The organism is Mesorhizobium loti, assembly GCA_014189435.1.
Taxonomy (GTDB): Bacteria; Pseudomonadota; Alphaproteobacteria; order Rhizobiales; family Rhizobiaceae; genus Mesorhizobium; species Mesorhizobium loti_G.
Genome location: CP050293.1, coordinates 5,989,104 through 6,013,256 on the forward strand (window position 1 = coordinate 5,989,104; position 24,153 = coordinate 6,013,256).

The window sequence follows — 24,153 nt, forward strand, 5'->3', positions numbered from 1 at the left end:
GAATGCCTGAGCCGGCTCACGGCGCGAGCAAAAGACAGGATATCGGAAGAAAAATGCCCCTTCGCGTCATCTTTATGGGCACGCCGGAGTTTTCGGTGCCGACGTTGCGTGCGATCGCCGAAGCCGGACATGAGATATCAGCCGTCTACACGCAGCCGCCGCGCGCCGCAGGTCGGCGCGGGCTGGAGCTGACGCCGTCGCCGGTGCAGCGTGAGGCTGAGCGGCTGGGCATCGAGACCCGGACACCGGTTTCGCTCAAGGGCGAGGCCGAGCAGACGGCGTTCCGCGCCTTGCAAGCCGATGTCGCCGTGGTCGTCGCCTATGGTTTGCTCTTGCCGAAAGCGGTTCTCGAGGCGACCCGGCTTGGCTGCATCAACGGCCATGCCTCGCTGCTGCCGCGCTGGCGTGGTGCCGCACCCATCCAGCGCGCCATCATGGCCGGCGACCTGGAAACCGGCATGATGGTGATGCGCATGGAAGAGGGTCTGGACACCGGCCCGGTGGGAATGGTTGAAAAATGCGCCATCGAACCCGATATGACAGCCGGCGATCTGCATGATCGGTTGATGAGTGTCGGTGCAACCCTGATGGTGGAGGCGCTGGCGCGACTGGAAAGGAACACCCTGACATTTGCCGACCAGGCGGTGGAAGGGGTGACCTACGCCAAAAAAATCGATAAATCCGAGACTCGCGTGGACTGGACTCGCTCGGCGAGCGAGGTCCACAATAGCATTCGTGGCCTGTCGCCCTTTCCCGGCGCCTGGTCGGAGATAGGAATTGGCGGCCGTCAGGAGCGGCTGAAACTGCTTCGCTCGACGCTGTCCGAAGGCCTGTCGCTTTCGGAAGATTTGGGCGAGTCGGGAGGAATTCTCGATGACCGGCTGACGGTCGCCTGCGGGGCAGGCGCGATCAGGCTGGTCGAAGTTCAACGGGCGGGCGGAAAGCCCGCTGCCGCGTCGGAATTCCTGCGTGGGGCCAAGATCGAAAAAGGAATGAAGTTCTCATGAGCATGATGTCGATACGCGCGGCGACGCCGCGGGATCGCGAGGCCATTCGCCTCGTCGAGGAACACGCTTTCGGCCAGCAGGCGGAGGCCGGGCTGGTCGACGCGCTGGTGACCGGTGGCGACGCCGTTGCCGAACTGGTGGCGGAAGAAGACGGCCAGGTGGTCGGCCACATCCTGTTTTCGCGGCTGTTCGTCCAGAATGGCGGCAAGACCTTCGCGGCTGTGGCGCTCGCGCCGCTGGCGGTGGAGCCTTCGTTCCATGGCAGCGGTATCGGCGGCGCTCTGATCCGCGAGGCGCATATCCGCCTCAGGGATGGCGGCGAAACGCTGGCCGTGGTGCTGGGCGATCCGGCCTATTACGGCCGTTTCGGCTACAGCCATGCCCGCGCCGAAAAGTTCGAAAGCGAATACCAGGGCGAAGCGCTGCAGGCATTGGCCTGGGGCGACGCTCCCGAAGCCGGCAAGTTGGTCTACGCTTCCGCCTTCACCGCACTCGCCGCCTAGGCGAGTGCGTATAGCCGCCCGGCATGCCGCGTTTTCGCCTCGACATCGAATATGACGGCAGCCTGTTTGCCGGCTGGCAGCACCAGGCCGATCAGCCTTCGGTGCAGCAGGCGATCGAACTGGCGATCGAAAAATTCAGCGGCGAGACGGTGCGGCTGCGCGCCGCCGGCCGCACCGATGCCGGCGTGCATGCGACCGCCCAGGTGGCGCATGTCGATCTTGCCAAGGCATGGCCCAACGACAAGGTGCGCGACGCCATCAATGCGCATCTGCAGGTAGCCGGCGCGCGCATCGCCGTCCTGAAGGCGGCCGTCGTCCCCGACGATTTCGACGCCCGCTTCTCGGCCACAGGCCGCCACTATCTCTACCGCATCCTCAACCGCCGTGCGCCGGCCGCGCTCGACAAGGGCAAGGTGTGGTGGGTGCCGAAGCGGCTCGACGCCGGCGCCATGCATGAAGCGGCGAAGGCCCTGCTCGGCAGGCACGACTTCACCACCTTCCGCTCGACCCAGTGCCAGGCCAACAGCCCGATCAGGACGCTGGAGCGGCTCGATGTGACGCGGCAAGGCGACGTGATCGAGGTAAGGGCCTCGGCGCGATCCTTCCTGCACAATCAGGTGCGTTCGATGGTCGGTTCGCTCAAGCGCGTCGGCGACGGCGGCTGGACCGCGGCCGACCTGAAGGCAGCACTCGAGGCGAACGACCGCGCCGCCTGCGGCCAGGTGGCGCCGCCCGACGGGCTTTTTCTCATCGGGGTCGACTATCCAGTCGAAACGAGCCCGGAAAGGCTCTGAACTCCGACATCGTCCGGCACGGTGATGCCGAGCAGCGTCTGCAGGCCGAACAGCACCAACAGCGACGCGATGAACATGCCGACGAAAACGGCGGTGCCGACGGTTGCGCCCTTGCCGATGGTGGCGTTGGTCATGCGCCAGGTCAGCACCATCGACAGGGCAAACAGCAGCAGCGACACAATGCTTGAAACCTGGCTCGCTGACGACAGGAAGAGCCGGATCAGCGCCGAGGGCAGCATCAGCCAGGCGGTGATGGCCGAAGCCCAGTTGCTGGCAACGACGTAGTGGACGAAGCGGCCGCCGATGCCGGCGCGCGGCGCGATCAGGGCAAGCGCAATCAGCGGCAACACCCATGAGCCGATGTCAACCGTCGCCAGGCGCACCAGCATGCTGAAGCGACCCGCGAAGGCGTCGGGATCGCCGATCTCGTTGGCGATGCCGACCCAGCCGACGATCAGCGCCGGTGCGGCAACGACAATGGCGAAGAAGGAATTCCAGAAGCCGTCGGCCGACAGGTCGAGCAGGCGCAATCCATCGGCCTTGCCGAGCATCAACCGCCAGGCGCCCGTCAGCGAAGCTTGGGTTTCGTCCGCCGAAAGCATGCTGTTCAGCCCTGTCCGAACCAGTCTTCGATGAAGCGCTGGTAGATTTGCGTCAGCGTTTCGAGATCGGCAATGGCGACGCGCTCGTCAACCATGTGCATGGTCTTGCCGACCAGCCCGAACTCGACCACCGGGCAATAGTCCTTGATGAAACGCGCGTCTGAGGTGCCGCCGGAGGTCGACAGCGCCGGCTCCTTGCCGACCGCCGACTTGATCGAGCCGCGGAGCGTTTCGATCAATTTGTCGTCGCGGGTCAGGAAGACATGGCTTGGCCGGTCGCGCCAGACGAGCTCATAGTCGACCGGCGTCTTCTTGCCCTGCCGGTACTTCTTGCGCCTGGCCGCCTGGTCGAGCCGGTTGTGGATCTCGGCCTGCAGGGTCTCATCGGTCCAGGTGTCGTTGAATCGGATGTTGAAGGTGGCGGTCGCCTTGGCCGGAATGACATTGGTGGCCGGATTGCCGACATCGATGGAGGTGATCTCCAGATTGGTCGGCTGGAAATCCCTGGTTCCCTTGTCGAAGACCGGATGCAGCAAGGCGTCGACCAGGCTCATCAGCCCGCGCACCGGATTGTCGGCTAGCAAGGGGTAGGCGACATGGCCCTGGCGGCCATTGACGGTGACGGCGCCGGACATCGAGCCGCGGCGACCGATCTTGATCATGTCGCCGAGCGCGTCCGGGTTGGTCGGCTCGCCGACAATCGAGGCATCCCATTTCTCGCCCCGGGAAGCCGCCCATTCGAGCAGCTTGACGGTGCCGTTGATGGCCGGACCTTCCTCGTCGCCGGTGATCAGCAGCGAGACCGAGCCTTTCGGACCACCATTCTGCTCGACATGGCGCGCCACGGCGGCGATGAAACAGGCGATGCCGCCCTTCATGTCGACCGCGCCACGGCCATACATCTCGCCATTGGCGATCTCGGCGGCGAAGGGCGGATGCGTCCAGGCGGCTTCGTCGCCGACCGGCACCACGTCGGTGTGACCGGCGAACATCAGATGCGGGCCGTTGCCGGAACGCCTTGCATAGAGGTTTTCGATGTCGGGCGTGCCGTCTTCGGAAAACACCGGCCGATCGACCAGGAAGCCGAGCGGTTTCAGCATCGTCTCCAGCGCGGTCAGCGCACCGCCCTCAGTGGGCGTCACCGAAGCACAACGGATAAGGGCGGCGAGGTTTTCGGCGGGATCGGTCGGCAGCGTCATGGCAAAAGCGATAGTCGAAAGCGCAGGGCCTGTCACGGCCAGACATAGGGGCCAGCCTCATGGCTGGCGATACCGCCGACATTATGGTTTTCATGTCGTATAGTTGCAGGCCGAATGCGAGCGACGGGATGGCAAACGGGGACAGAAGGATCGTCATTGCCGGCGCCGGCAGCATCGGCTGCTATGCCGGCGGCTGCCTGGCGCTCGCCGGGCGCGAGGTTACCCTGCTGGCGCGGCCGCGTATCGAAGCGGTGTTGCGGCACGGCGGGCTGCGGGTCAGCGACCTTGAAGGCCGCGATCGCGCGATCAGGCCCGAGGCACTTGTCGCCACCACCGATCCGGCGACCGCCTTGCCGCAGGCGGACGTGATCCTGGTCACGGTCAAGAGCGGCGCGACGCAGGACATGGCAGCTCTCATCAAGGCCCATGCCCGCCCGGATGCTGTGGTGGTCAGCCTGCAGAACGGCGTCGACAATGCCGACAGGCTGCGCGCCGGACTTGGCCAGCGAACGGTGCTGGCCGGCATGGTGCCGTTCAATGTCGTGCAGTCGCCGGACAGCGAACTGCCGCTGCGCGTGCACCGCGCCAGCGACGGCACGGTGATGGTCGAGGACAGCGACGCCGGCATGGTGAACCTGCTCGGCGTCGAAGGGTTTGCGGTCGAAGCCCATGGCGCGATGAAGGCCGTGCTGTGGGGCAAGCTGCTGATGAATCTGAACAACGCGCTGGTGGCGCTTTCCGGCCTGCCGCTGGCAAGCGAATTGGCGGATCGTGGCTGGCGGCTGATCCTGGCCAGTCAGATCGACGAGGCGCTCACGGCGATGAAAGCGGCCGGCATCGAGCCGGCGCGGATCGCCGGCCTGCGGCCGGCGCTGCTGCCGAAAGTGCTCAGGCTGCCGGACTGGCTGTTCAAGCTCCTGGCGCGGCGGATGCTGGCGATCGACCCGCAGGCGCGCTCATCGATGTGGGACGATTTGCGGCGCGGCCGACCGACGGAGATCGATGATTTGCAAGGCGCCATCCTGCGGCTGGCGGAAACGGCAGGCACGTCGGCGCCGATGGTCCAGCGGATCACCGCCTTGGTGCGCGCGGCGGAGGTGGAGCGGCTTGGCTCGCCGGGCCTGGCGCCGGAGCAGGTCGTTGCGCTACCGGCTGGCCGTCGATCAACGTGATCTTCTGCCAGATTTTCCGCGACAGGTTGGACGCCAGGTTTTCGATGTCGTTGACGCCGTCGATGACCACGTCGTCATTGACCGACTGTGCGAACAGCGCTGCAATCTTGCCGGTGATCGACAGCATTTCGGAGCAATAGTCGAGGTAGCGCGCCAGGTCGGCGGCATTGGTGATGCGGGCCGGGGAGTGCGCCGTCGGCTTGAAATTGGCCGAAAGGGCTGCCGGATCCTTGGTCAACTGGTGCATGTCGATGACATGGATCAGCGAGCGCAGGCCGTGCAGCTGGCGAAACACCCGCTTGCGCTTGATACGCTCCTCGGTGCGGATCAACGCCAGGAAGCCGAGCACGGCAAGGATCATCATGTTGATCGTGGCTTCGATGCCTTGCACCGACTGCACCGCATCGTCGGCCTGGGAGATGTGGATGAGCGGCAGGATGGTGCCGACAAACAGGAAGATCAGCGCACCGGCGACGACGGCGGCGATGATGAGCCCGCGCAGCCACCAGATCGGCGCTTCGAGCGCCTGAGCCGCCTTGGCCAAATCGCGCGACAGCGAGACCAGTTCGGCGGCGACGCCACGCAATCCCGCTTCGGGGAAACGATCGGCGATCCGCTCTTCCAGCCGCTCGGCGGTCTCGACGATCAGTTTCGGATCAAGCGTGCGGTAGCGCATGTCCGATCGGCCCTCAGGGTTGCGCCGGCTCGTTGGTGCGCCGGCCATAGCGGTTGGGTCCAGGCTGCCCTGGAAACAGGCACAACACAAGGAAGGCGACGATCGAGACCACCGGCACGAACAGGATCAGCGCGGCAATGCCCGGCTTGTCCAAGTCGTGCAGCCGTTTGACCGCCAGCGCGATGTTGGACCACAGCGAGGCGATGAAGGCGACGAAGAAGATGAACGACCACATGTTGCTCTCGGCCGAACCTTCCGGCACCAGCGTGAAACGGTAGAGCGGAAAGGCCTGGATGATGGCGACGAGCAACCCGCCAAGAAAATAGGCCGCGCGACTGACGCGGCCCGATGTTTTGAAGAAAAGCCAGGTGAGATCTGATCTGTCAGGCAAGCGGGTCCGGTCCATATTGATTGGCGCCCCTGGCGCCTTCGAGAATGCCGCATTCCACCAGAAACCAGATCGGGCCGATGAAAGGCACCAGCATGATCAGGCTCCACCAGCCCGACTTGCCGCGATCATGCCAGCGCTTGGCGTAGACTGCGAGTGCGAAATAGATCGAGGCCAGAGCGACGAGAATGCCGATGATGCCGATCTGGGCGCCGCTGGCAGTGCTGATGCGTGTACCGAGGATCGCATCGAGAATAAAGGCAACGATACCAATGACGATGAAAACCCCAATCGCGGCCCAGAACTTGCCACGGTTGATGCGACCATCAAAGCTTGTGAGCAGATATTTCCAGTCCATGTCACCCCTCCATATTGAACCAGCGCGACCGATTGTCGCGCCGGCGGAAGGTGCGCTCGCTTTGCGGAAAGATCAATCGCGCAGCAATTCGTTGATCGAGGTCTTGGACCGGGTCTTCGCATCGACGCGCTTGACGATGACAGCGCAGTAGAGGCTGGGGCCCCAGTTCTCGCCCGGCACGTTCTTGCCCGGCATGGTGCCGGCCACCACGACCGAATTGGGCGGCACTTCGCCGTAGAAGACTTCGCCGGTGGCGCGGTCGACGATCTTGGTCGACTGGCCGATGAAGACGCCCATGCCGAGCACCGAGCCTTCGCGCACGATGCAGCCCTCGACCACTTCCGAGCGTGCGCCGATGAAGCAATTGTCCTCGATGATGGTGGGACCGGCCTGCATCGGCTCCAGCACGCCGCCGATGCCGACGCCGCCGGACAGATGCACGTTCTTGCCAATCTGGGCGCAGGAGCCGACCGAGGCCCAGGTGTCGACCATGGTGCCGGTATCGACATAGGCGCCGACATTGACGAAGGACGGCATCAGCACGGCGCCAGGCGCAACATAGGCCGAACGGCGCACGATCGACGACGGCACGGCGCGGAAGCCTGCTTTCTCGAAGTCGACGGCGCTCCAACCGTCGAACTTCGACGGCACCTTGTCCCACCACACCGCCTCGCCCGGACCACCCTTGATGATCTCCATCGGGTTGAGCCGGAATGACAACAGCACGGCCTTCTTCAGCCACTGGTTGACATGCCACTTGCCGTCGGCCTGCCGCTCGGCGACACGGGCGGCGCCGCGATCGAGCAGGTCGAGCGCCGACTGGATGGCATCGCGCGTTTCGCCGCGTGTGGCCGTCGAAATCGTGTCGCGTTCCTCGAAGGCCTTCTCAATGGTCTTTTCGAGGCTCGCCAGATCGGGCTTCGACATGAATTCGCTCCATTACCAAGCTGTTAAGGGGCTGCGCCTTAACCTGTTTTGAAAGTCGCGCGGACCCTATGTTAAGGCTTAATGGGGGTCAATCGCGTGTGCGTCACGGGACGGCGCAGTTAAGGGAATTGGACGGGTAGTTATGACTCCTATGGAAAAGGCGGGGTGGACGCCGCTGCCGCATTCGGACGAGGATCTGGAGCGGTCGAAGAGCGTGCCGGACACGCCGCAGACGCGTGCCGAAACATACCGGCTGGCCTGGAACGATCCCGACTTCATGACGCGCCGCGAATTGCGCGCGGTCAGGTTGCAGCTCGAACTCCTGAAGCCCGAGATGATCCTGGCTGAACGCGGCATCCGTTCGACGGTGATCCTGTTCGGCGGCGCACGCCTGCCGGAACCCGGCGGCGAGGCCTGGGCGGCCAAGAACGAGACGCAGAGGAAGAACCTCGAGGAAAACAGCAAATACTACGAGGAGGCGCGCAAGTTCGCCCGGCTCAGCTCGCAGCAGTCGGCTGCTTCATACTATCGCGAATATGTCGTGGTGACCGGCGGCGGCCCCGGCGTGATGGAAGCTGGGAATCGCGGCGCCGACGATGTCGGCGCGCCGTCGATCGGCCTCAACATCGTCCTGCCGCATGAGCAGGCGCCGAACATCTATGTGACGCCGGAGCTGTGCTTCAACTTCCACTATTTCGCCATCCGCAAGATGCATTTCGTCATGCGCGCCAAGGCGGTCGCGGTGTTTCCCGGCGGCTTCGGCACGATGGACGAATTCTTCGAGACGCTGACCCTGATCCAGACCGGACGCATGGAGCGCGTGCCTGTGATCCTGTTCGGCAAATCCTTCTGGAAACGGGCGATCGATCTCGATTTCCTCGCCGAACAGGGCACGATCAGCCCTGGCGACCAGGACATCATCGACTTCGTCGACACCGCCGACGAGGCGTGGGGGATTATCAGCCGGTTCTATAAGTTAGGGGAGTAGGCTGGGAAACTGGGGAATTGAGGAATTGAGGAATGATCGATCCCCAATTCGTCAGTTCTTCAATTCGTCAGTTCTTCAATTCCCCTCCCCCCTCTCCACAATCGCCGTCAGAAACCCCGCAAGATCATCGGTGACGAAATCGACGTCATGTTCCTGCGTCGGGTCGCGCTCCCAGATCTCGGCAAAGGTCGGCTCGAAATTGCGCGGCACGATAAGCACCGTTGTCATGCCGAGCGACTTCGGCACCGAAAGGTTGCGGGCAAGGTCTTCGAACATCACCGCATTGTGGCCGGTGACGGCGTGGAGCTCGGCGAACTTCTCGTAGGTCTGGCGCGCCGGTTTGGGATTGAGCCCGGCGGCGACGATATCGAAGATGTCGTCGAAATGATCGAGAATGCCGAGTTGGCGCGCGGTGCGCTCGGCATGCCTGCGGTCGCCGTTGGTGAAGATGAACTTGCGGCCCGGAAGCTGGCGGATGGCGGTGCCGAGAACGGGATCGGGCACCAGCCATGAGTAATCGATGTCATGCACCTTCTCGAGGAAATCGTCGGGATCGATGCCATGAAGCGTCATCAGCCCGTTCAGCGTCGTGCCATATTCGCGGTAGAGTTCCTTCTGCAGCTTGCGCGCCTCGTCGCGCGGCAGCGCCAGCAGTTCGCCGACATAGGCGGTCATCTTGACGTCGATCTGCGAGAACAGATTCGAATGGTGCGGATAGAGCGTGTTGTCGAGGTCGAACACCCAGTCGGTGACATGGGCGAAGCGCGCGGGATCGGGGAGCGTGGTCATGCGCTCCTTATGGCATGAAACAAGCATCCTGAAAGAGACTTTATCCACAACTTCTGCTCGTTGAGGTTGCGTAAATCGCCTCACGATTCAAATTTTATGCATCCGGGAAAGGTGGCCTTCAGGGCTTGCTGGCACAGAGACAAGTCCTGTGGGAGCAAGCGATGAACAGCATAATTCTGAAATCCGCCGCCATTGCTTTCGCCTCTGTCGCTGCCTCTCTCCTGCTGACGCTGATCATCGTTCCGGCGATGGGATTTCCAGTCAACCGCACGATCTGGCTGACCTCCACGCTCTGTCCGCTGGTGCTGGCATGGGTCGCCAGCGCAGGCACGTTCTGGCAAAGCGACAGGCTGAAAAATGCGCATCGCGAGCTTGCCCGGGCCCATGCCCAGCTCGCCGCCGCGCATCGCCGCCTGGCGGAAAAGGCGAGCCGCGACGACATGACCGGCATGCTCAACCGGGAAAGCTTCTTTGCCGCGCTCGACGGTTCGCGCCGCAAGTCCGATCGTGGCGCGCTGCTGATCATCGACGCCGACCACTTCAAGAAGATCAACGACAACTTTGGCCACCTGACCGGCGATGACGCGCTGCTTTTGATCGCCAGCGCGATCCAGCGCGGCGTGCGCAGCGGCGATGTGCTCGGCCGCATCGGCGGCGAGGAGTTCGGCGCCTTCCTGATCGGCGCCACCGAACAGGAGGCCAAGCGCGTCGCCGAGCGCATTCGCCGTGAAGTCGAGCTGATCCGCTTCCGGCCCGTCGACGAGCGGACCATTCCGCTCACGGTCAGCATCGGCGGCACCGTCTGTGGCGACGATGTCAGCGTATCGGACCTGATGCGCGCCGCCGACCGGCGCCTCTACCAGGCCAAGCACCAGGGCAGAAACCTGACGATCCTCGATACGGACATCTCCGCGGCGGCGTGATCAGGCGGCCGATCCGCTACACCCGACCCGTTAAGGAAATTCTAACCCTGTTTGCATTCGGTTGCATCGCCTAATCGGGTTTTCGCTGCTTTGTGGTGAAGCTTGGCACGATACTGGCTTCTGCAGCGATGCGTGTGTCGTTCAGAGAAACGCCATGCATAGCCGAGGCCCCCATCGAGAGACCAACCATGAGTTTCTTCATCAAAAAATTGTCGCGCCGCACGCTCGTGCAGGCGCTGATCGCATTGCCTGCCTTGTCGCTGTTCCGCAAGCTGCCTGATGCCGATCCATCTCATACCAGTGCATCCCAGGTCGACCCGAACGAGATCGTCGAGGTCAATGGCTGGATCCTGAAGCGGAGCGATCTGGCATGATCTTCGACAGCTACGAGGCGTATCGCGCCGCGAACTTCACCCCAAAGGTCTGCATCCTCGGCTCTGGCCCGGCCGGCACCACCATTGCCCGCAAGCTTGGCGCCGCCGGCATTCCGGTCGTGGTGCTGGAAGCCGGCTCGCGTGAGTTCAGCGACGAGTCGCAGGATTTCTACCGTGGCGCCACGGTCGGTGATTTCTATTTCGATCTCGACATCACCCGGCTGCGGTTCATGGGCGGCAGTTCCAACCACTGGGCCGGCTGGTGCCGCGTGCTCGACAAACAGGATTTCGAGCCGAAGGCCTGGGTGCCCGATACGGGCTGGCCGATCCGCCGCGCCGACATCGAGCCCTATCTACCGGAAGTGCACGATATTCTCGACCTTCCCGATTTCCGGCCGGACGTGCCTATCTCGGACGACATTCGCTGGGTGCAGCTGATCAAGAGCCCGGCTGTGCGCTTCGCCGAGAAATTCGGCGACGAACTCGACAAGGCCAAGAACATCGCGGTGGTGCTCAACACATGCGTCACTGAACTCGCCGGCGACGGCAAACGCGTGACGGGCGCCAGACTGTGGTCGAACGGGCAGGATGCCGGTTCCTTCAGTGCCGACTATTTCATCGTCTGCACCGGCGGGCTGGAAAATTCGCGGCTGCTTTTGTGGTCGAACCAGCGTTCGAACGGCGGCGTCGTGCCGAATGCGGCAGCGCTTGGCCGCTACTGGATGGAGCATCCGACCTTCGAGGGCGGCAATGCCATCCTGGCCGACTACAACGCGTTCGAGGTTGACGCCGTCAACGAGGCCTTCTTCTCGCCGACGCTTGCCGCGATGGAGCGGCTGCAGATCATGAATTTCGGCATCAGATTGATCGAGACGCCGTATCCCGGCGTCAAGAGCCTTATCGCCGACCTCGCCTGCACGGCGCCCGACATGGCCGAGTGGATGTCCTCCAAGCTCAGTCAGAGACTGCGCTGTGCCGCCCAGCTCTACGTCGCATGGGAGCAGGCGCCGCTGGCCTCCAACCAGATCGAGCTGTCGAAGACCGATGTCGACCATGCCGGCGTGCCGCGCATCGAATTGCACTGGAAGAAATCCGAGCTGGAACATCGCACCCTGCTCGAAGGGCTCAGACTGTTCGGCACGACGCTGATCGAGAAGAATCTCGGCCGGGTGCGCATCGCCGACTGGATCAGCAATGGTCAGGACTATCCGACCAATGACGAGACGGCGGGCCATCACCATATGGGCGGCACGCGCATGGGCACCGACATCAGCAAGAGCGTTGTCGACGCCAATTGCAAGGTGCACGGCATGGACAATCTCTATGTCGGCGGCTCCTCGGTGTTCTGCACATCGGGCCAATGCAACCCGACGACGACGATCACCGCGCTGGCCTGCCGGCTGGGCGACCATCTGAGCAAGGTGGTCACCGTCTGACGACCCCACGGCAACGTCCTGAATTTCGCGGCATCTCGGCAAAGCCGGCGCCAGTGATGGCGCCGGGGGATGCGCGGCATGGCTCAAAAGCCGTAGACGGCGATGCGCACCAGCACGGCGGCTGCGGCCAGCGACACGAGCAGAATGCCGAGGCCGATGGGAGAGCCCCAGCCATACCATTCCATTGCCAGCTTGGCGTATTTGAACTCCTCCTCATGCGAGAGGGGCGCGCGCTGTTGAATCAAGCTCATTTTTCACTCCTTGTCGGCGGCCGGCTCTTGCCTTGCAGGCAGTGCGGCCGCATATTGCTGTGGTAGTCTAAATGTTAGATAGGTTGATAGTTAGATGATCGAAATAAATTCGTCAAGCGAGAATCGCACCGAGCTGACGCGGGACATCGGCCTTGCCATCATGCAGTGGCAGGACGCGACGCAGGCCTATGACGAAGCGGTGGGGGTGAGGCTCGGGCTGAACATGGCCGAGCGCCATTGCATCGGGCTGCTGCATGGCGGCCCGCAATCGGCCGGCGCGATCGCCACCGCGACCGGGCTGACGCCGGCCGCGGTGACCGCGCTGATCGACCGGCTGGAGGCACGCGGGCTGCTGACGCGCACGCGCAGTCTCGAGGACAGGCGCAAGGTGGTGATAGAGGCGACCGAGGCCACGCGGAACTTGTCGGCGCGCTACTACGGCGCCATCGCGCGGGAGGGTGAAAAGGTCATCGCCAGCTTCAGCGATGCGGAGCTCGCCACCATATCGCGCTTCGTCAACGCCGCACTCGACCTGCAGCGCGACCAGCTGGCGCGGCTGAAGGCCGAGGGGACGGACGCCGCCTGAAAGTCAGGACGGAAATCGACTGTCTCAGCGCCTAGGCCGGACCCCAATAGGGGCAGGGCGAACGCATACGGGTTTTGCGAAGACGACCCCCCACCCTAACCCTCCCCACAAGGGGGAGGGAACGCTACCGCGCGCTACCCGTTCCTTGGCGTCGAAACGTCGGCTGTTTACGCAGGTCAGCGCCTACCAAGTCTCCCTCCCCCTTGTGGGGAGGGATTAAGGGTGGGGGTAAGTGCCGCGCAAACGCCTCGGAAATTCTCGGGGGGCTAGACCGTCGCCGGATCGAGTGCCGGCTGGCCCTTGCGGCGGGCGACGATCGCCTCGAAGTCGGCGATCTGGAAGGCATCGCGCAAGGCGTCGAACGACGGCAGCACGAAATAGGCGCGCTGGAACTTGTCGATCTCGTAGCCGGTCCGCATCACCGTTTCCAGGTCGAAGGGCACGTGGTGGGCGTCCTTGCTGTCGACCGCGAACTGCAATTCGGTGAACGACGACATCAGGCCGGCGCCAAAGGCTTTCAGCGGCTGGCCGGCCTCCTGCATCAGGCCATATTCGGCCGTGTACCAGTAGAGCCGGGTGATCATCTCGTCGCCGCCCAGCGCAATGATGTCGCCGGCCTTGCGGCCATACATCTGCATGAAATCGGCGAACACCGGCTGCGACAGCACCGGCACGTGGCCGAAGAAATCGTGGAACATGTCCGGCTCGACGATGTAGTCGAGTTCCTGCCTCGTCCGCAGCCAGTTGGTGACCGGGAAGCGACGATTGGCGAGATGGTCGAAGAAGGGGGCGGCGGGAATGAGGCCCGGCACGGCGACGATCTCCCAGCCGGTCAGCTTGCGCAGCTTGGCGCTGACCGCCTCGAAATCGGGGATGCGGTCGAGCAGGCCAAGCTTCTCGACACCGTCGAGATAGGAATGGTGGGCGAGCTTGCGCGTCAGCTTGGTCTGGCGGTCGCACAGCGTGCGCCACACCGCCTGCTCTTCGGCGCTGTAATCATAACCCTGCGCCACGGTGAAATCGGAACGGCAGACCGAGTAGTCGCCACGCAATCCTTGCGCCGCGCAATCGCGGGCATATTCGGCAACGCTCATCGTCGTCATGGTTTTTCTCCTCGCAAATCATGAATGGCTGACGTACCCGGAGCGTAACCGGATCTGCCGAGGCAAATCGGTTTTGATGATGGCTCGAATACAGGAATCGGGATAATATTCACTCAGAAAGCACCTTCAAGGAGTGAAAATGCCTCAATTCGATGAGTTCGAGATCAAGATGCTCGATGTCCTGCAACGCGACGGACGCAAGCCGGTGTCCGAGCTGGCACAAGAGATCGGCCTATCGACAACGCCGTGCGCGCGGCGCTTCGAAGCGCTGCAGGAGGCCGGCATCATCAAGGGTTTTGCCGCGGTGATCAGTCGCCGCGCGGTCGGGCTGATGGTCGAGGTGTTCATCCAGGTGCGCCTTGTCAGCCACAGCGACGGCTCGCCCGAAAGCTTCATCGCCGCCGTGCAGCGCATGGACGAGGTGTCCTCGTGCTGGACGATGACCGGCGACCACGATTTCCTGCTGCATGTCATGGTGCCGTCGGTCGACGAGCTCAACGCCTTCGTCATGCACCGGCTGATGCGGCTCGACGGCGTGCGCGACGTCCACACCCAGCTCGTGCTGCAGAACATCAAGGGACCCGGCCACGTACCGCTCGGCCACCTCCGGCGGTGATATCGCCTGCCTTCGCACTCCTTGGGGAAAAGCTGCACGCAAACTGCTGAAACAGGCCAAGCCGACGTCCACATCGACAACCAGCATGCGCGGACCAACTCCCAGGAGGTCCGCCATGAAAATCGTCCTGATCAATCCGCCGCACACCGCCATCGGCAGCCGCGTGCCCGACGATCATCTGCCGCCGCTCGGCCTGCTGGCGCTGGGCGGCCCGCTGATCGATGCCGGCCATGAGGTGCGGCTCGTCGACGCCGAATTCGGGCCGATGCCGCTCGAGAGTGTGGTGCGCAACGCGCTCGCCGATCGCCCCGACTTCGTCCTGATCGGCCATTCCGGCTCGACCTCGGCGCATCCGACCGCCTTGCTGATCGCCACAATGATCAAGGAGCGCGAGCTGGCGACCATCATCATCTATGGCGGCGTCTTTCCGACCTATCACTGGCGCGACATCCTGGCCGCAACGGATGCCTTCGACTTCATCGTGCGCGGCGAAGGCGAAGCGACCGTAGTGGCGCTGGTCGAAGCGCTGGAAATGCACCAGCCGCCGGCGAGCGTGGCCGGCATCGCCTTTCGCGACGATCTCAGCCGTCCCTTCGCCACACAGCCCGCCATGACCATTGCCGACCTCGACGCCTACCGCGTCGGCTGGGAGCTGCTCGACCATACCAGCTACAGCTATTGGGGCGGCAAGCGTGCCGTGGTCATGCAGTTTTCGCGCGGCTGTCCGCATCTGTGCAATTATTGCGGCCAGCGCGGCTTCTGGACCCGCTGGCGGCATCGCGATCCCGTGAAATTCGCGCAAGAAATCGCCTGGCTGCATCGCGAACACGGCGTCGAGCTGATCAATCTCGCCGACGAGAATCCGACGGTTTCGAAGAAAGCCTGGCGCGCCTTCCTCGACGCCCTGATTGCCGAGAATGTACCGGTGCTGATTGTCGGTTCGACCCGTGCCGACGACATCGTGCGCGATGCCGACATCCTGCATCTCTATCGCAAGGCGGGTGTCATCCGCTGGCTGCTCGGCATGGAAAACACCGACGAGCAGACGCTTCAATTGATCCGCAAGGGCGGCAGCACCTCATCCGACCGCGAGGCGATAAGGCTGCTGCGCCTGCACGGTATCCTGTCGATGGCGACCTGGGTGGCCGGCTTCGAGGACGAAGGGTTTCGCGACCTGTGGCGCGGCTTTCGTCAGCTCATCGCCTACGATCCGGACCAGATCCAGGCGCTCTACGTGACGCCGCACCGCTGGACCCCGTTCTTCCGCATCGCCCGGGATCGCAAGGTGATCCAGCAGGACGCGCGCCTGTGGGACTACAAGCACCAGGTGCTGCAGATGACGCGGCTGAAGCCGTGGATGCTGTTCTTCAGCGTCAAGCTGATCGAACTGGTGGTGCAATCACGACCGAAGGCGCTGGCGCGCATCCTGTTCCACAAGGATCCGGAACAGCGCCATTCGATGCGCTGGTACACACAGATGGGCCGCCGCGTCTGGTTCCGCGAGGTCTGGGGATTCCTGGCCCGCGACATCAGGATGAAGGACGGCCCGACGCTCGCCGAATTCTGGGGCGCACCACAGGACGCCGAGGAGGAGTCGATGGCGGTTCGACGTTCGGTGCGCAAGCTGACACCGCCCGAGATCCCGATTTCGCCACGCCTCTGATGGCAATCTCCTAAATCATACGCGACGTATGCGTATTGACATACGAGGCGTATGCACCCACATCCGACATACGGGGCGTATGTCAATTGCAGCCCCGAATGTTGGAGTGCAGCGATCAAAACCTTCAAGCCTTGCAAACGGCTTCGCCTGCGCGGCGAAGCCGTTTGCAATCGCCCGAAGGTCGGACCTGCCTTGTTTTGAATGGAGAAACCATGACCAAACGCGACGCGATCTTCCCCGCCGGCAGGCAGGCCCTCTACGAGATCAACCGCTATTCGGCGGCGATCCGCTCGGGCGACCTTCTGTTCGTCTCCGGCCAGGTCGGCAGCCGCGAGGACGGGTCGCCCGAGCCGGTCTTCGAAAAGCAGGTGCAGCTTGCCTTCGACAATCTCGCGGCTGTGCTGAAGGCCGCCGGCTGCACGTTCGACGACATCGTCGACGTGACCACGTTCCACACCGATCCGGCCGCGCAGTGGCAGGCGATCGACGCCGTTCGGCTGAAGGTGTTCGGTGAACCGCCCTACACGAACTGGACCGCGGTGGGCGTGAATTGGCTGGCGGGCTTCGATTTCGAGATAAAGGTCATCGCGCGCCTTCCTCAGGCGGCCTGATCGATCGGCGGCGAGCGGCCAAGCGGCCGTTCGCCCCTCAGGGCACGATCAGCGTGCCGGCGCCGTGTTCGGTGAACAGTTCCAGCAGCACCGCATGCGGCGTCTTGCCGTTGAGGATGACGACGCCTTCGACGCCGCGCTCGATCGCTTCGATGCAGGTCTCGACCTTGGGGATCATGCCGCCCGACACCGTGCCGTCCTTGATCAGCGCCTTGGCCTCAGCCACGGTCAGTTCGTCGATCAGCTTCTTGTTCTTGTCGAGCACACCGGGCACATCGGTGAGGAACAGCAGCCGTGTTGCCTGGCAGGCGCCGGCAATGGCGCCGGCGAAGGTGTCGGCATTGATGTTGTAGGTATGGCCGTCGCGGCCCGGCGCCACCGGCGCCAGCACCGGGATCATTTCGGAACGCGCCAGAAGATCGAGCAAGGTGCGGTCGACCTCGACCGGCTCGCCGACGAAGCCGAGATCGAGCACGCGCTCGATGTTGGAGTCCGGATCGATCATGGTCTTGCGCGCCTTTTCGGCAAAAACCATGTTGCCGTCCTTGCCGCACAGGCCGATCGCCCATTCGCCCTCGGCGTTGATCAGCGCGACGATCTCCTTGTTGATCGAACCGGCCAGAACCATTTCGACGATCTCGACCGTCTTCTGGTCGGTGACGCGCAGGCCGCCCTCGAACTTCGATTCGATGCCCATCTTGGCCAGCATGGCGCCGATCTGCGGGCCGCCGCCATGGACGACGATCGGGTTGACGCCGGATTGCTTCAGGAGCGCTATGTCGCGCGCAAACGCCTTGCCGAGCTCGATATCGCCCATGGCGTGGCCGCCATATTTCACCACGACGGTCTTGTGTTCGTAGCGCTGCATGTAGGGCAGCGCCCGCGACAGCAGGGCGGCCTGCATCTCGGCGGTGGCGGTTATTTCCGTCATCGGCTTGTTTCCCTGAAGATCGGTAAGGACGGCGGCGTCTTAGCGGGAATTGGCGCCGCCCGCAAATGGCTTTGCTGTCATATTCGAGCGCCTCACGACCTCGTCATCATGACGGCGCCGTCAGCGGCGCCCTGCGGCCCAGCCAACCCGAGATCTTCTCCATCTGCGCGGCGAGCGACAGCAACGTCTCCTCGTCGCCCGGACGGCCCGCTGCCTGGATGCCGATCGGCAGGCCGGCGTCGGTGACATGGACCGGCAGGGCGATCGACGGCTGGCCGCTGACATTCTGGATCGCCGGCCAATGGGTGAACCAAAGGCTCTTGTCCATCAGCTGGCCGAAGAACGGCTTCAGCTTCAGCAAGGCCGTCAGATGAAGCTTGTCGAGCAGGTTCTCGATGAGCTCGTCGGCGCCTTTCGGATCCATGGCGCCGCAGGCGAGCGGCGGGTGGGCAATGATCGGCATCAGCACGGCGTCATACTGCGCGGTCTGTGCGATCAGCTGCCGCGAGGCGGCATGCAGCCGCTGCAGGTCGGCATAGGTCTCGCCGGCCGACACCATTTCGCCGAAGCGGGCGAGCACGCGCGTCGCCCGCTCGATGTCGCCCGAAACGGAACGGCCGACACGCAGCGCTTGCGCACGCATCGTGCCGGCGACGGCAGAGGCAACCGTCCTGCAGAAATCGGCGAAGAAATCGCGCCCGATAGAAGGCAGGTCGATCTCCTCGACCGTATGGCCGCCCTCACGGACAAGCGCCACCGCCGTGTCGAGCGCCTTGAGCGTCTCATCCGAGATCGGCAGGCCAAGCGGCGATTTGCGATACACGGCCAGCCTGAGCTTGCCGGGATCGCGCGCGGCAGCCGCCGTGAACGTGCCTTTCGGCGACGGCGCGGCGTAGGGCGACAGGAGGTCGGGACCGTGGGTGAGGTCGAGCAGCAACGCGCAATCGCGCACCGAACGGGTGAGCGCATGGTCGACCACCATGCCGTACCAGCTTTCGCTCACCAGGGGCGTCAGCGGTGTGCGGCCACGCGACGTCTTCAGGCCGACAAGTCCGGTGCAGGCGGCAGGCACGCGGATCGAGCCGCCGCCATCCGAGGCATGCGCCACCGGCACCACGCCTGCCGCGACCAGTGCCGCCGCACCACCCGACGAGCCACCGCTGGTATGACCGGTGTTCCAGGGATTGCGGGTGATGCCGAAGGCCTTGGATTCGGTCATCAGCCGAAGCCCGTGTTCCGGCGACGTGGAGGTGACGATCGGAATGAGGCCGGCGGCGAGATAGCGGTCGGTCAGCACCGAATTGACATCGGCCAGCCATGCCGGAATGCGGCTGCCGCCATGCGTCGGCACGCCCTTGATGGCGATGCCGAGATCCTTGATGGCGAAGGGAACGCCGGCCAGCGGCAGCGAGCGGTCAACGGTTTTCGCCCGGGCGCGTGCGGCATCATAGAGCGGCTCGGCCGTGGCGTTGATGTCGGGTCGCGTGGCCTCGGCACGGGCGATCGCGGCTTCGGTCAGTTCGACGGCTGAAATGTCGCCCTTGCGAACCAGGTCGGCGAGGCCGGTTGCGTCCTGCGCCCACAGTGTATGTTCAACCGACATGCGCGCCCCCGTCACTGCCACCAAGCTAGCCAGTGGCGACTTCATTGGCAATCGACGGGTAGATCCGGGCTGGCGATACGCAAGGCTTCGGCGTGCAAGGTTATTTCCGCCGTTGCAAATACATTGCAATCGCCTAATTTGCCTGAGATGACGCCGCAGGACATCACCAAGCTGATCGTCCGGACTTCGATGAAGGATCGGGCTGCGTTCGATCTGCTCTACCGGCAGACCAGCTCGAAACTTTTCGGCGTCTGCCTTCGTGTATTGAACGACCGGGGAGATGCGGAAGAAGCGCTACAGGAAGTCTTCGTCAAGATATGGACGAAGGCGGATCGTTTTGCCGTCTCCGATCTAAGCCCGATCTCCTGGCTGGTGGCGATAGCGCGCAATCATGCGATCGATCGCATCAGGGCGCGGCGCAAGCCTGCCGCCGACATCGATGCCGCGCTCGACGTGGCCGATCCGGCGCCTGGACCTGAAGCGATGGTGGTGGCGGGCGACGAATCCGAACGCATCCATCATTGTCTCGATGAGCTGGAAAAGGACCGGGCGGCGGCCGTCCGGGGCGCCTACCTCAAGGGCGAAAGCTATGCCGAACTGGCGGAGCGCCACGGCGTGCCGCTGAACACGATGCGTACCTGGCTGCGCCGCAGCCTGTTGAAACTCAGAGAATGTCTGGAAAGATGACGCTGGCAGAAGACACAGGACCGGAACGTGGAGGCGACGACCTGCTCGCCGCCGAATACGTTCTCGGCGTGCTGGCTGCCGACGAACGCCAGATCGCCTCCCGTCGCATCGACGCCGAGACGGATTTCGCCCGCCTTGTCGATGGCTGGGAGGTCAATTTTTCACCGCTGGCTGCCGCCTATCCGGAAATCGAACCGCCGGCTTCGATCAAACCTGCGATCGATCGCCGCCTGTTCGCGTCCGCCGCTTCCGTGACCACGCCCGCCGAATCGCGCGACGGGCTATGGGCCAGCCTGTCCTTCTGGCGTGGCCTTGCCGCGGCGGCGGTTGCAGCACTCGCCATCTACATCGCCCTGCCCATCCTCAACCCGCCGGTCGAGCAGCCGCAGGAGCGCCTCGTCGCTTCGCTGGCCGCCGAGGGCAGCGACGTCAAATATCTCGCCGTCTACGACGCCGCGCATCACGAAGTCGGCCTGTCGCATGTCTCCGGTGAGCGTGCAGTCGGCAAGGACTTCGAACTGTGGATGATCGAGGGCAAGAACCCGCCGGTCTCGATGGGCGTCATTCCCGCAGGTGCCACGGCGCATATCGTCGTCTCGCCGGCGGCCCAGCAAAAGCTTGCCCAGGGCGCGGTGCTCGCCGTCAGCCTCGAGCCGGCAGGCGGTTCGCCGACCGGCCAGCCGACCGGACCGGTGGTCGCCGCGGGCGATCTGAAGGGCATCTGACCGGCTCTTGGCGCCTGCAAACTCAAAATAGACTACCTGAAGTCTATCCTTCCCTGAACATGCTCCTAGAAAGCATGTTAGCCGGCATGAGTCGGCTTCGGGAAATCCCTCTGGGGGCGTAGATAATTTAAAAAATCCCAATATTTCTGAAACTCGCGCATTTTTGTTCCGTATCTCCTCGCGTTCCCAAAGATGGGAAGAGAAAAACCCGAGGAGTTTGACATCATGCGTAGATACGCCACCCTTTTGCTCGCCGGTACGATCGCCGTTTCTGCCCTTGCCACCACTGCCTATGCCGAAAACCCGATGGTTGGCGGCGCCGCCATGTATGCCAACAAGAACATCGTCGAGAACGCCGTGAACTCGAAGGACCACACCACACTGGTCGCCGCCGTGAAGGCTGCCGGCCTGGTCGAAACCCTGCAGGGCGCTGGCCCGTTCACCGTATTCGCCCCGACCAACGACGCCTTCGCGGCGCTTCCGGCCGGCACGGTCGAGACGCTGCTCAAGCCCGAGAACAAGGACAAGCTCACCAAGATCCTGACCTGCCATGTCATAGGCGCCAAGGCGATGGGGGCGGATGTGGCCGCGATGGCCAAGGCTGACGGCGGCACCCACAAGGTCAAGACGGTCGGCGGCTGCGAATTGTCGCTCAAGGCCGACGGCGGCAAGGTCACCGTCACCGACGAGAACGGCAATGTCGCCAATGTGACGATCGCCGATGTCGAACAGTCCAACGGCGTCATCCACGTCATCGACAAGGTTCTGCTCCCTAAAATGTAAAAAGGGGGGGCCAAGATGTAACAAGAGGCTTGCTGCCGGCGAACTGGCAGCAAGGACCCTCCGTCGATTGCATGATCCCGCTCCCGTGATCCGCAATTGACCCGCGCGCTCCGCGTCGTCCACGTTCAGATGTGGGACGGCGCGGAGTGTTCGTTCGAGGGCCACCGTCACCGGCTTTTGATTTCCGCGCGGCGGTATAGTTTGGCAAAAGGACATCAGGAGGAATTGGTCATGAACCGTCGCGACTTTCTTTTGAGCGGTGCCGCCGCCATCGGCGTCGTCGGGGCCGCGGCAACGATGCTGCGCATGGGCGATCCGCAGGTAGCGCAGGCGGCCGAAAAGTTCGAAGTCACCAAGACCGACGCCGAGTGGAAAGCCATCCTGTCACCGGCCGCGTTCGACGTGCTGCGCAAGGAAGGCACGGAATACCCTGGCACCAGCCCGCTGCTCAACGAACACCGCAAGGGCATCTTCGCTTGTGCCGGCTGCGACCTGCCGGTCTACCCGTCGGAGACGAAATTCGATTCCGGCACCGGCTGGCCGAGCTTCTGGCAGGAGGTCGCCAATGGCATCGGCAAGACCGTGGACAGGTCGCTCGGCATGACCCGTACCGAAGTGCATTGCCGCCGTTGCGGCGGTCATCTTGGCCACGTCTTCGACGACGGCCCGGCGCCGACCGGCCTGCGCCATTGCATCAACGGTGTGGCGCTGACCTTCAAGCCCGCCACGGCCTGACAAATTCCAAACTGGATACAAAAAACTCCGGGCTTTGCGGCCCGGAGTTTTTTGCGCGATCAGAGCTTTTCGGGCGTGGACTGGAGGAGCTTCCCGAAACCGCTGCCGCGTATGGATCTCCTGTTCAATGCCCGCCGCCGCCACCGCCGGCCGCAGCCGGCTTGCGGATCAGCATGGTGAACAGGCCAAGCGTCGCAAACAGCACCGTCAGCATGAAGAACACGTCCATGAAGGACAGCAACGCCGCCTGCTGCTGGACCATGCCCGACAGCTTGGAGATGGCCGCACTGGTCGCGTCCAGGCCGGGGGTCTGCTCGAAATTGAGCGTCATGTTCTGCAGCTTGGTCTGTGCGGCCTCGCTGCCCCACTGCACATGCTCGGAGAGCCTCGCGTAGTGGAAGGCATTGCGGTCGATCAGCACGGTGTTGATCAGGGCAAGACCAACGGCGCCGCCAAGGTTGCGGGTGAGGTTGAACAGGCCTGACGCGTTCTTCAACCGCTCCGGCGGCAAGGTGCCGAGCGCGATATTGTTGATCGGCACCATGCACAGCATCATCGAACAGCCGCGCAGGATCTGCGGGATGAGCAGTTCGTAGAAATCCCAATCGGCGGTCAGATGCGTCATCCACCAGGTGCCGGTGGCGAAACCGAAGAAGCCGATCATCATCATCAGCCGCGGGTCCATCTTGTTGGACAGGATGCCCGAGATCGGCGCGGTGAAGAACATGGCCAGACCGCTGACGAACAGCGCCTCGCCGATCATCATCGAATCGTAGCCGCGGATGCGCCCGAGGAACACGGGGTAGAGATAGGTCAGGCCGTAGAGGCCGATGCCGATGACGAAGGAAAACAGCGAGCCGAAGGCGAAGTTGATGTTGGTGAACGCCTTCAGGTCGACGATCGGTTCCTCGGCGGTGAACACGCGCCAGAAGAACAGCACCCCGCCAATGGTCATGACGATGGCGCAGATGAACACGCCCTGGTCCTGCAGCCAGTCATTGTTGGGGCCTTCCTCCAGCACATATTCCATACAACCCAGCAAGGCCGCCATGCCGGCGAGGCCCCACCAGTCGAACTTGCTGAACAGCTTGAGGTTGGGCTTGTCGAAGTCGATCAACGTCCAGGCCGCCGTCGTCACCAGGATGCCGGGCACGACATTGACCAGGAACAGCCAATGCCAGGACATGGCATGGCTGATGTAGCCGCCGACGGTCGGGCCGATGGTCGGCGCCAGCGTCGCCACCAGGCCGATCATCGGCGATACCACGGCGCGGCGCGAGGGCGGGAAGATGGTGAAGGCGGCAGCAAAGACGCTCGGGATCATGCCGCCGCCGATAAAGCCCTGCACGGCGCGGTAGACGATCATCTGGTCGATGTTGGTGGCGGTCGCCGCCAGCGCGCTGGCCGCGGTGAAGCCTGCCGCCGAGATCGTGAACAGCACGCGCGTCGACAGCATCCGGCTGAGGAAGCCCGACAGCGGGATCATCACCACTTCGGCGATCAGATAGGCGGTCTGCACCCACGGGATCTCGTCGGAGCTGGCGCTCAGGCCGGCCTGGATCTCGGCCAGCGAGGCGGAGACGATCTGGATGTCCAGGATGGCCATGAACATGCCGAACACCATCGCCAGGAAGGCGATGACGCGCCGCGTCGAGATGGTGTCAGGCACAGCCGGCCTCGCCGGCGGCGCTCCTGCTGTCAGGGTTGCGGTTGCCATGGCATT

The 24,153-nt window shown here is 63.6% G+C and carries 28 protein-coding genes; 16 read left to right on the forward strand and 12 right to left on the reverse strand.

Annotated features, from left to right (window positions below; genetic code table 11):
• Positions 1-53 precede the first annotated feature (53 nt).
• The 3 genes from HB777_28650 to truA are packed head-to-tail and all read left to right on the forward strand — an operon-like array spanning position 54 to position 2,304.
• The gene (locus HB777_28650; protein ID QND67513.1) at positions 54-1,007 is read left to right on the forward strand and encodes a methionyl-tRNA formyltransferase; all 954 of its coding nucleotides are present in this window, start codon (positions 54-56) and stop codon (positions 1,005-1,007) included.
• Positions 1,004-1,510, forward strand: coding sequence for an N-acetyltransferase (locus tag HB777_28655; protein ID QND67514.1), 507 nt, complete (start codon positions 1,004-1,006; stop codon positions 1,508-1,510). Before HB777_28650 ends, HB777_28655 begins: the two co-directional genes overlap by 4 nt.
• A gap of 23 nt (positions 1,511-1,533) precedes the next feature.
• The gene (gene truA, locus HB777_28660) at positions 1,534-2,304 is read left to right on the forward strand and encodes a tRNA pseudouridine(38-40) synthase TruA (GenBank protein ID QND67515.1); all 771 of its coding nucleotides are present in this window, start codon (positions 1,534-1,536) and stop codon (positions 2,302-2,304) included.
• Here truA and HB777_28665 read toward each other — a convergent pair.
• Both HB777_28665 and dapE read right to left on the reverse strand, forming a co-directional pair.
• Entirely contained in the window at positions 2,271-2,906 is a 636-nt protein-coding gene (locus HB777_28665) for a transporter (GenBank protein ID QND67516.1), read from the reverse strand. The genes truA and HB777_28665 overlap by 34 nt on opposite strands.
• A 5-nt stretch (positions 2,907-2,911) precedes the next feature.
• The gene (dapE, locus tag HB777_28670; GenBank protein QND67517.1) at positions 2,912-4,105 is read right to left on the reverse strand and encodes a succinyl-diaminopimelate desuccinylase; all 1,194 of its coding nucleotides are present in this window, start codon (positions 4,103-4,105) and stop codon (positions 2,912-2,914) included.
• Positions 4,106-4,233: 128 nt separating this feature from the next.
• Between dapE and HB777_28675 the strand changes: the two genes are divergently transcribed.
• A complete protein-coding gene (locus HB777_28675) occupies positions 4,234-5,277 on the forward strand; it encodes a 2-dehydropantoate 2-reductase (protein ID QND67518.1) in 1,044 nt (347 codons plus the stop codon).
• Here the strand turns inward: HB777_28675 and HB777_28680 are convergent.
• The 4 genes from HB777_28680 to dapD all read right to left on the reverse strand — a co-directional run bounded on the left by HB777_28680 (position 5,177) and on the right by dapD (position 7,626).
• Positions 5,177-5,953: a hypothetical protein gene (locus HB777_28680; protein ID QND67519.1), complete on the reverse strand. Its 777-nt coding sequence runs from the start codon at positions 5,951-5,953 to the stop codon at positions 5,177-5,179. The genes HB777_28675 and HB777_28680 overlap by 101 nt on opposite strands.
• A 13-nt stretch (positions 5,954-5,966) precedes the next feature.
• Complete coding sequence (locus HB777_28685; GenBank protein ID QND67520.1) at positions 5,967-6,344, reverse strand: DUF805 domain-containing protein; 378 nt, start codon at positions 6,342-6,344, stop codon at positions 5,967-5,969.
• The gene (locus tag HB777_28690; protein QND67521.1) at positions 6,337-6,699 is read right to left on the reverse strand and encodes a DUF805 domain-containing protein; all 363 of its coding nucleotides are present in this window, start codon (positions 6,697-6,699) and stop codon (positions 6,337-6,339) included. Before HB777_28690 ends, HB777_28685 begins: the two co-directional genes overlap by 8 nt.
• A 72-nt stretch (positions 6,700-6,771) precedes the next feature.
• Positions 6,772-7,626, reverse strand: coding sequence for a 2,3,4,5-tetrahydropyridine-2,6-dicarboxylate N-succinyltransferase (dapD, locus tag HB777_28695; protein QND67522.1), 855 nt, complete (start codon positions 7,624-7,626; stop codon positions 6,772-6,774).
• A 151-nt stretch (positions 7,627-7,777) separates the two neighbouring features.
• Between dapD and HB777_28700 the strand changes: the two genes are divergently transcribed.
• Positions 7,778-8,614, forward strand: coding sequence for an LOG family protein (locus HB777_28700; protein QND68938.1), 837 nt, complete (start codon positions 7,778-7,780; stop codon positions 8,612-8,614).
• Between the two features lie 75 nt (positions 8,615-8,689).
• On the opposite strand, the gene HB777_28705 is transcribed toward HB777_28700, so the two are convergent.
• Positions 8,690-9,403 (reverse strand): pyrimidine 5'-nucleotidase, encoded by a 714-nt coding sequence (locus HB777_28705; GenBank protein ID QND67523.1) that lies wholly within the window; start codon positions 9,401-9,403, stop codon positions 8,690-8,692.
• A gap of 161 nt (positions 9,404-9,564) precedes the next feature.
• Between HB777_28705 and HB777_28710 the strand changes: the two genes are divergently transcribed.
• The 3 genes from HB777_28710 to HB777_28720 all read left to right on the forward strand — a co-directional run bounded on the left by HB777_28710 (position 9,565) and on the right by HB777_28720 (position 12,136).
• A complete protein-coding gene (locus HB777_28710) occupies positions 9,565-10,326 on the forward strand; it encodes a GGDEF domain-containing protein (protein ID QND67524.1) in 762 nt (253 codons plus the stop codon).
• Between the two features lie 188 nt (positions 10,327-10,514).
• Positions 10,515-10,700, forward strand: a complete 186-nt coding sequence (locus HB777_28715) for a hypothetical protein (GenBank protein ID QND67525.1) — start codon at positions 10,515-10,517, stop codon at positions 10,698-10,700.
• A complete protein-coding gene (locus HB777_28720; GenBank protein QND67526.1) occupies positions 10,697-12,136 on the forward strand; it encodes a GMC family oxidoreductase in 1,440 nt (479 codons plus the stop codon). The genes HB777_28715 and HB777_28720 overlap by 4 nt, the downstream gene beginning before the upstream one ends.
• 83 nt (positions 12,137-12,219) lie before the next feature.
• Here HB777_28720 and HB777_28725 read toward each other — a convergent pair whose 3' ends face one another.
• Complete coding sequence (locus HB777_28725; protein QND67527.1) at positions 12,220-12,387, reverse strand: hypothetical protein; 168 nt, start codon at positions 12,385-12,387, stop codon at positions 12,220-12,222.
• A 94-nt stretch (positions 12,388-12,481) separates the two neighbouring features.
• On the opposite strand from HB777_28725, the gene HB777_28730 reads away from it, so the two are divergent.
• Positions 12,482-12,973, forward strand: a complete 492-nt coding sequence (locus tag HB777_28730) for a MarR family transcriptional regulator (protein ID QND67528.1) — start codon at positions 12,482-12,484, stop codon at positions 12,971-12,973.
• Positions 12,974-13,239: 266 nt separating this feature from the next.
• Here the strand turns inward: HB777_28730 and phhA are convergent, their stop codons facing one another.
• The gene (phhA, locus tag HB777_28735; protein ID QND67529.1) at positions 13,240-14,076 is read right to left on the reverse strand and encodes a phenylalanine 4-monooxygenase; all 837 of its coding nucleotides are present in this window, start codon (positions 14,074-14,076) and stop codon (positions 13,240-13,242) included.
• Between the two features lie 139 nt (positions 14,077-14,215).
• Between phhA and HB777_28740 the strand changes: the two genes are divergently transcribed.
• The 3 genes from HB777_28740 to HB777_28750 all read left to right on the forward strand — a co-directional run bounded on the left by HB777_28740 (position 14,216) and on the right by HB777_28750 (position 16,966).
• Positions 14,216-14,692 carry an Lrp/AsnC family transcriptional regulator gene (locus HB777_28740; protein QND67530.1) on the forward strand — a complete coding sequence of 159 codons (477 nt, stop codon included), beginning with the start codon at positions 14,216-14,218 and terminating at the stop codon, positions 14,690-14,692.
• A 115-nt stretch (positions 14,693-14,807) separates the two neighbouring features.
• Positions 14,808-16,355, forward strand: coding sequence for a magnesium-protoporphyrin IX monomethyl ester anaerobic oxidative cyclase (gene bchE / locus HB777_28745; GenBank protein QND67531.1), 1,548 nt, complete (start codon positions 14,808-14,810; stop codon positions 16,353-16,355).
• Positions 16,356-16,567: 212 nt separating this feature from the next.
• Positions 16,568-16,966 (forward strand): RidA family protein, encoded by a 399-nt coding sequence (locus HB777_28750; protein QND67532.1) that lies wholly within the window; start codon positions 16,568-16,570, stop codon positions 16,964-16,966.
• A 37-nt stretch (positions 16,967-17,003) separates the two neighbouring features.
• Here HB777_28750 and argB read toward each other — a convergent pair whose 3' ends face one another.
• Together argB and HB777_28760 are read right to left on the reverse strand one after the other, a co-directional pair.
• On the reverse strand, positions 17,004-17,897 hold the full coding sequence (gene argB / locus HB777_28755) for an acetylglutamate kinase (GenBank protein QND67533.1): 894 nt from the start codon (positions 17,895-17,897) through the stop codon (positions 17,004-17,006).
• A 106-nt stretch (positions 17,898-18,003) separates the two neighbouring features.
• Positions 18,004-19,500: an amidase gene (locus HB777_28760; protein QND67534.1), complete on the reverse strand. Its 1,497-nt coding sequence runs from the start codon at positions 19,498-19,500 to the stop codon at positions 18,004-18,006.
• Between the two features lie 147 nt (positions 19,501-19,647).
• Between HB777_28760 and HB777_28765 the strand changes: the two genes are divergently transcribed.
• From HB777_28765 to msrB, 4 genes are all read left to right on the forward strand, one after another.
• The gene (locus HB777_28765) at positions 19,648-20,187 is read left to right on the forward strand and encodes a sigma-70 family RNA polymerase sigma factor (protein QND68939.1); all 540 of its coding nucleotides are present in this window, start codon (positions 19,648-19,650) and stop codon (positions 20,185-20,187) included.
• Positions 20,172-20,912 carry an anti-sigma factor gene (locus tag HB777_28770; GenBank protein ID QND67535.1) on the forward strand — a complete coding sequence of 247 codons (741 nt, stop codon included), beginning with the start codon at positions 20,172-20,174 and terminating at the stop codon, positions 20,910-20,912. Before HB777_28765 ends, HB777_28770 begins: the two co-directional genes overlap by 16 nt.
• Positions 20,913-21,137: 225 nt before the next feature.
• Positions 21,138-21,695, forward strand: a complete 558-nt coding sequence (locus tag HB777_28775; protein QND67536.1) for a fasciclin domain-containing protein — start codon at positions 21,138-21,140, stop codon at positions 21,693-21,695.
• 231 nt (positions 21,696-21,926) lie between these two features.
• Complete coding sequence (gene msrB / locus HB777_28780) at positions 21,927-22,430, forward strand: peptide-methionine (R)-S-oxide reductase MsrB (protein ID QND67537.1); 504 nt, start codon at positions 21,927-21,929, stop codon at positions 22,428-22,430.
• A gap of 124 nt (positions 22,431-22,554) precedes the next feature.
• Here the strand turns inward: msrB and HB777_28785 are convergent, their stop codons facing one another.
• Entirely contained in the window at positions 22,555-24,147 is a 1,593-nt protein-coding gene (locus HB777_28785; GenBank protein ID QND67538.1) for a DHA2 family efflux MFS transporter permease subunit, read from the reverse strand.
• Positions 24,148-24,153: the final 6 nt, after the last annotated feature.

Coding starts and splice junctions, on each gene's coding strand:
- HB777_28730 (QND67528.1), top strand. CDS start 12,482: ATGATCGAAATAAATTCGTCAAGCGAGAATCGCACCGAGCTGACGCGG.
- HB777_28675 (QND67518.1), top strand. CDS start 4,234: ATGGCAAACGGGGACAGAAGGATCGTCATTGCCGGCGCCGGCAGCATC.
- HB777_28655 (QND67514.1), top strand. CDS start 1,004: ATGAGCATGATGTCGATACGCGCGGCGACGCCGCGGGATCGCGAGGCC.
- HB777_28740 (QND67530.1), top strand. CDS start 14,216: ATGCCTCAATTCGATGAGTTCGAGATCAAGATGCTCGATGTCCTGCAA.
- HB777_28770 (QND67535.1), top strand. CDS start 20,172: ATGTCTGGAAAGATGACGCTGGCAGAAGACACAGGACCGGAACGTGGA.
- HB777_28715 (QND67525.1), top strand. CDS start 10,515: ATGAGTTTCTTCATCAAAAAATTGTCGCGCCGCACGCTCGTGCAGGCG.
- HB777_28785 (QND67538.1), bottom strand. CDS start 24,147: ATGGCAACCGCAACCCTGACAGCAGGAGCGCCGCCGGCGAGGCCGGCT.
- bchE (QND67531.1), top strand. CDS start 14,808: ATGAAAATCGTCCTGATCAATCCGCCGCACACCGCCATCGGCAGCCGC.
- argB (QND67533.1), bottom strand. CDS start 17,897: ATGACGGAAATAACCGCCACCGCCGAGATGCAGGCCGCCCTGCTGTCG.
- HB777_28710 (QND67524.1), top strand. CDS start 9,565: ATGAACAGCATAATTCTGAAATCCGCCGCCATTGCTTTCGCCTCTGTC.
- truA (QND67515.1), top strand. CDS start 1,534: ATGCCGCGTTTTCGCCTCGACATCGAATATGACGGCAGCCTGTTTGCC.
- HB777_28765 (QND68939.1), top strand. CDS start 19,648: ATGACGCCGCAGGACATCACCAAGCTGATCGTCCGGACTTCGATGAAG.
- HB777_28690 (QND67521.1), bottom strand. CDS start 6,699: ATGGACTGGAAATATCTGCTCACAAGCTTTGATGGTCGCATCAACCGT.
- HB777_28680 (QND67519.1), bottom strand. CDS start 5,953: ATGCGCTACCGCACGCTTGATCCGAAACTGATCGTCGAGACCGCCGAG.
- phhA (QND67529.1), bottom strand. CDS start 14,076: ATGACGACGATGAGCGTTGCCGAATATGCCCGCGATTGCGCGGCGCAA.
- HB777_28720 (QND67526.1), top strand. CDS start 10,697: ATGATCTTCGACAGCTACGAGGCGTATCGCGCCGCGAACTTCACCCCA.
- HB777_28750 (QND67532.1), top strand. CDS start 16,568: ATGACCAAACGCGACGCGATCTTCCCCGCCGGCAGGCAGGCCCTCTAC.
- HB777_28775 (QND67536.1), top strand. CDS start 21,138: ATGCGTAGATACGCCACCCTTTTGCTCGCCGGTACGATCGCCGTTTCT.
- HB777_28650 (QND67513.1), top strand. CDS start 54: ATGCCCCTTCGCGTCATCTTTATGGGCACGCCGGAGTTTTCGGTGCCG.
- dapD (QND67522.1), bottom strand. CDS start 7,626: ATGTCGAAGCCCGATCTGGCGAGCCTCGAAAAGACCATTGAGAAGGCC.
- HB777_28760 (QND67534.1), bottom strand. CDS start 19,500: ATGTCGGTTGAACATACACTGTGGGCGCAGGACGCAACCGGCCTCGCC.
- HB777_28700 (QND68938.1), top strand. CDS start 7,778: ATGGAAAAGGCGGGGTGGACGCCGCTGCCGCATTCGGACGAGGATCTG.
- HB777_28705 (QND67523.1), bottom strand. CDS start 9,403: ATGACCACGCTCCCCGATCCCGCGCGCTTCGCCCATGTCACCGACTGG.
- HB777_28725 (QND67527.1), bottom strand. CDS start 12,387: ATGAGCTTGATTCAACAGCGCGCGCCCCTCTCGCATGAGGAGGAGTTC.
- HB777_28665 (QND67516.1), bottom strand. CDS start 2,906: ATGCTTTCGGCGGACGAAACCCAAGCTTCGCTGACGGGCGCCTGGCGG.
- msrB (QND67537.1), top strand. CDS start 21,927: ATGAACCGTCGCGACTTTCTTTTGAGCGGTGCCGCCGCCATCGGCGTC.
- dapE (QND67517.1), bottom strand. CDS start 4,105: ATGACGCTGCCGACCGATCCCGCCGAAAACCTCGCCGCCCTTATCCGT.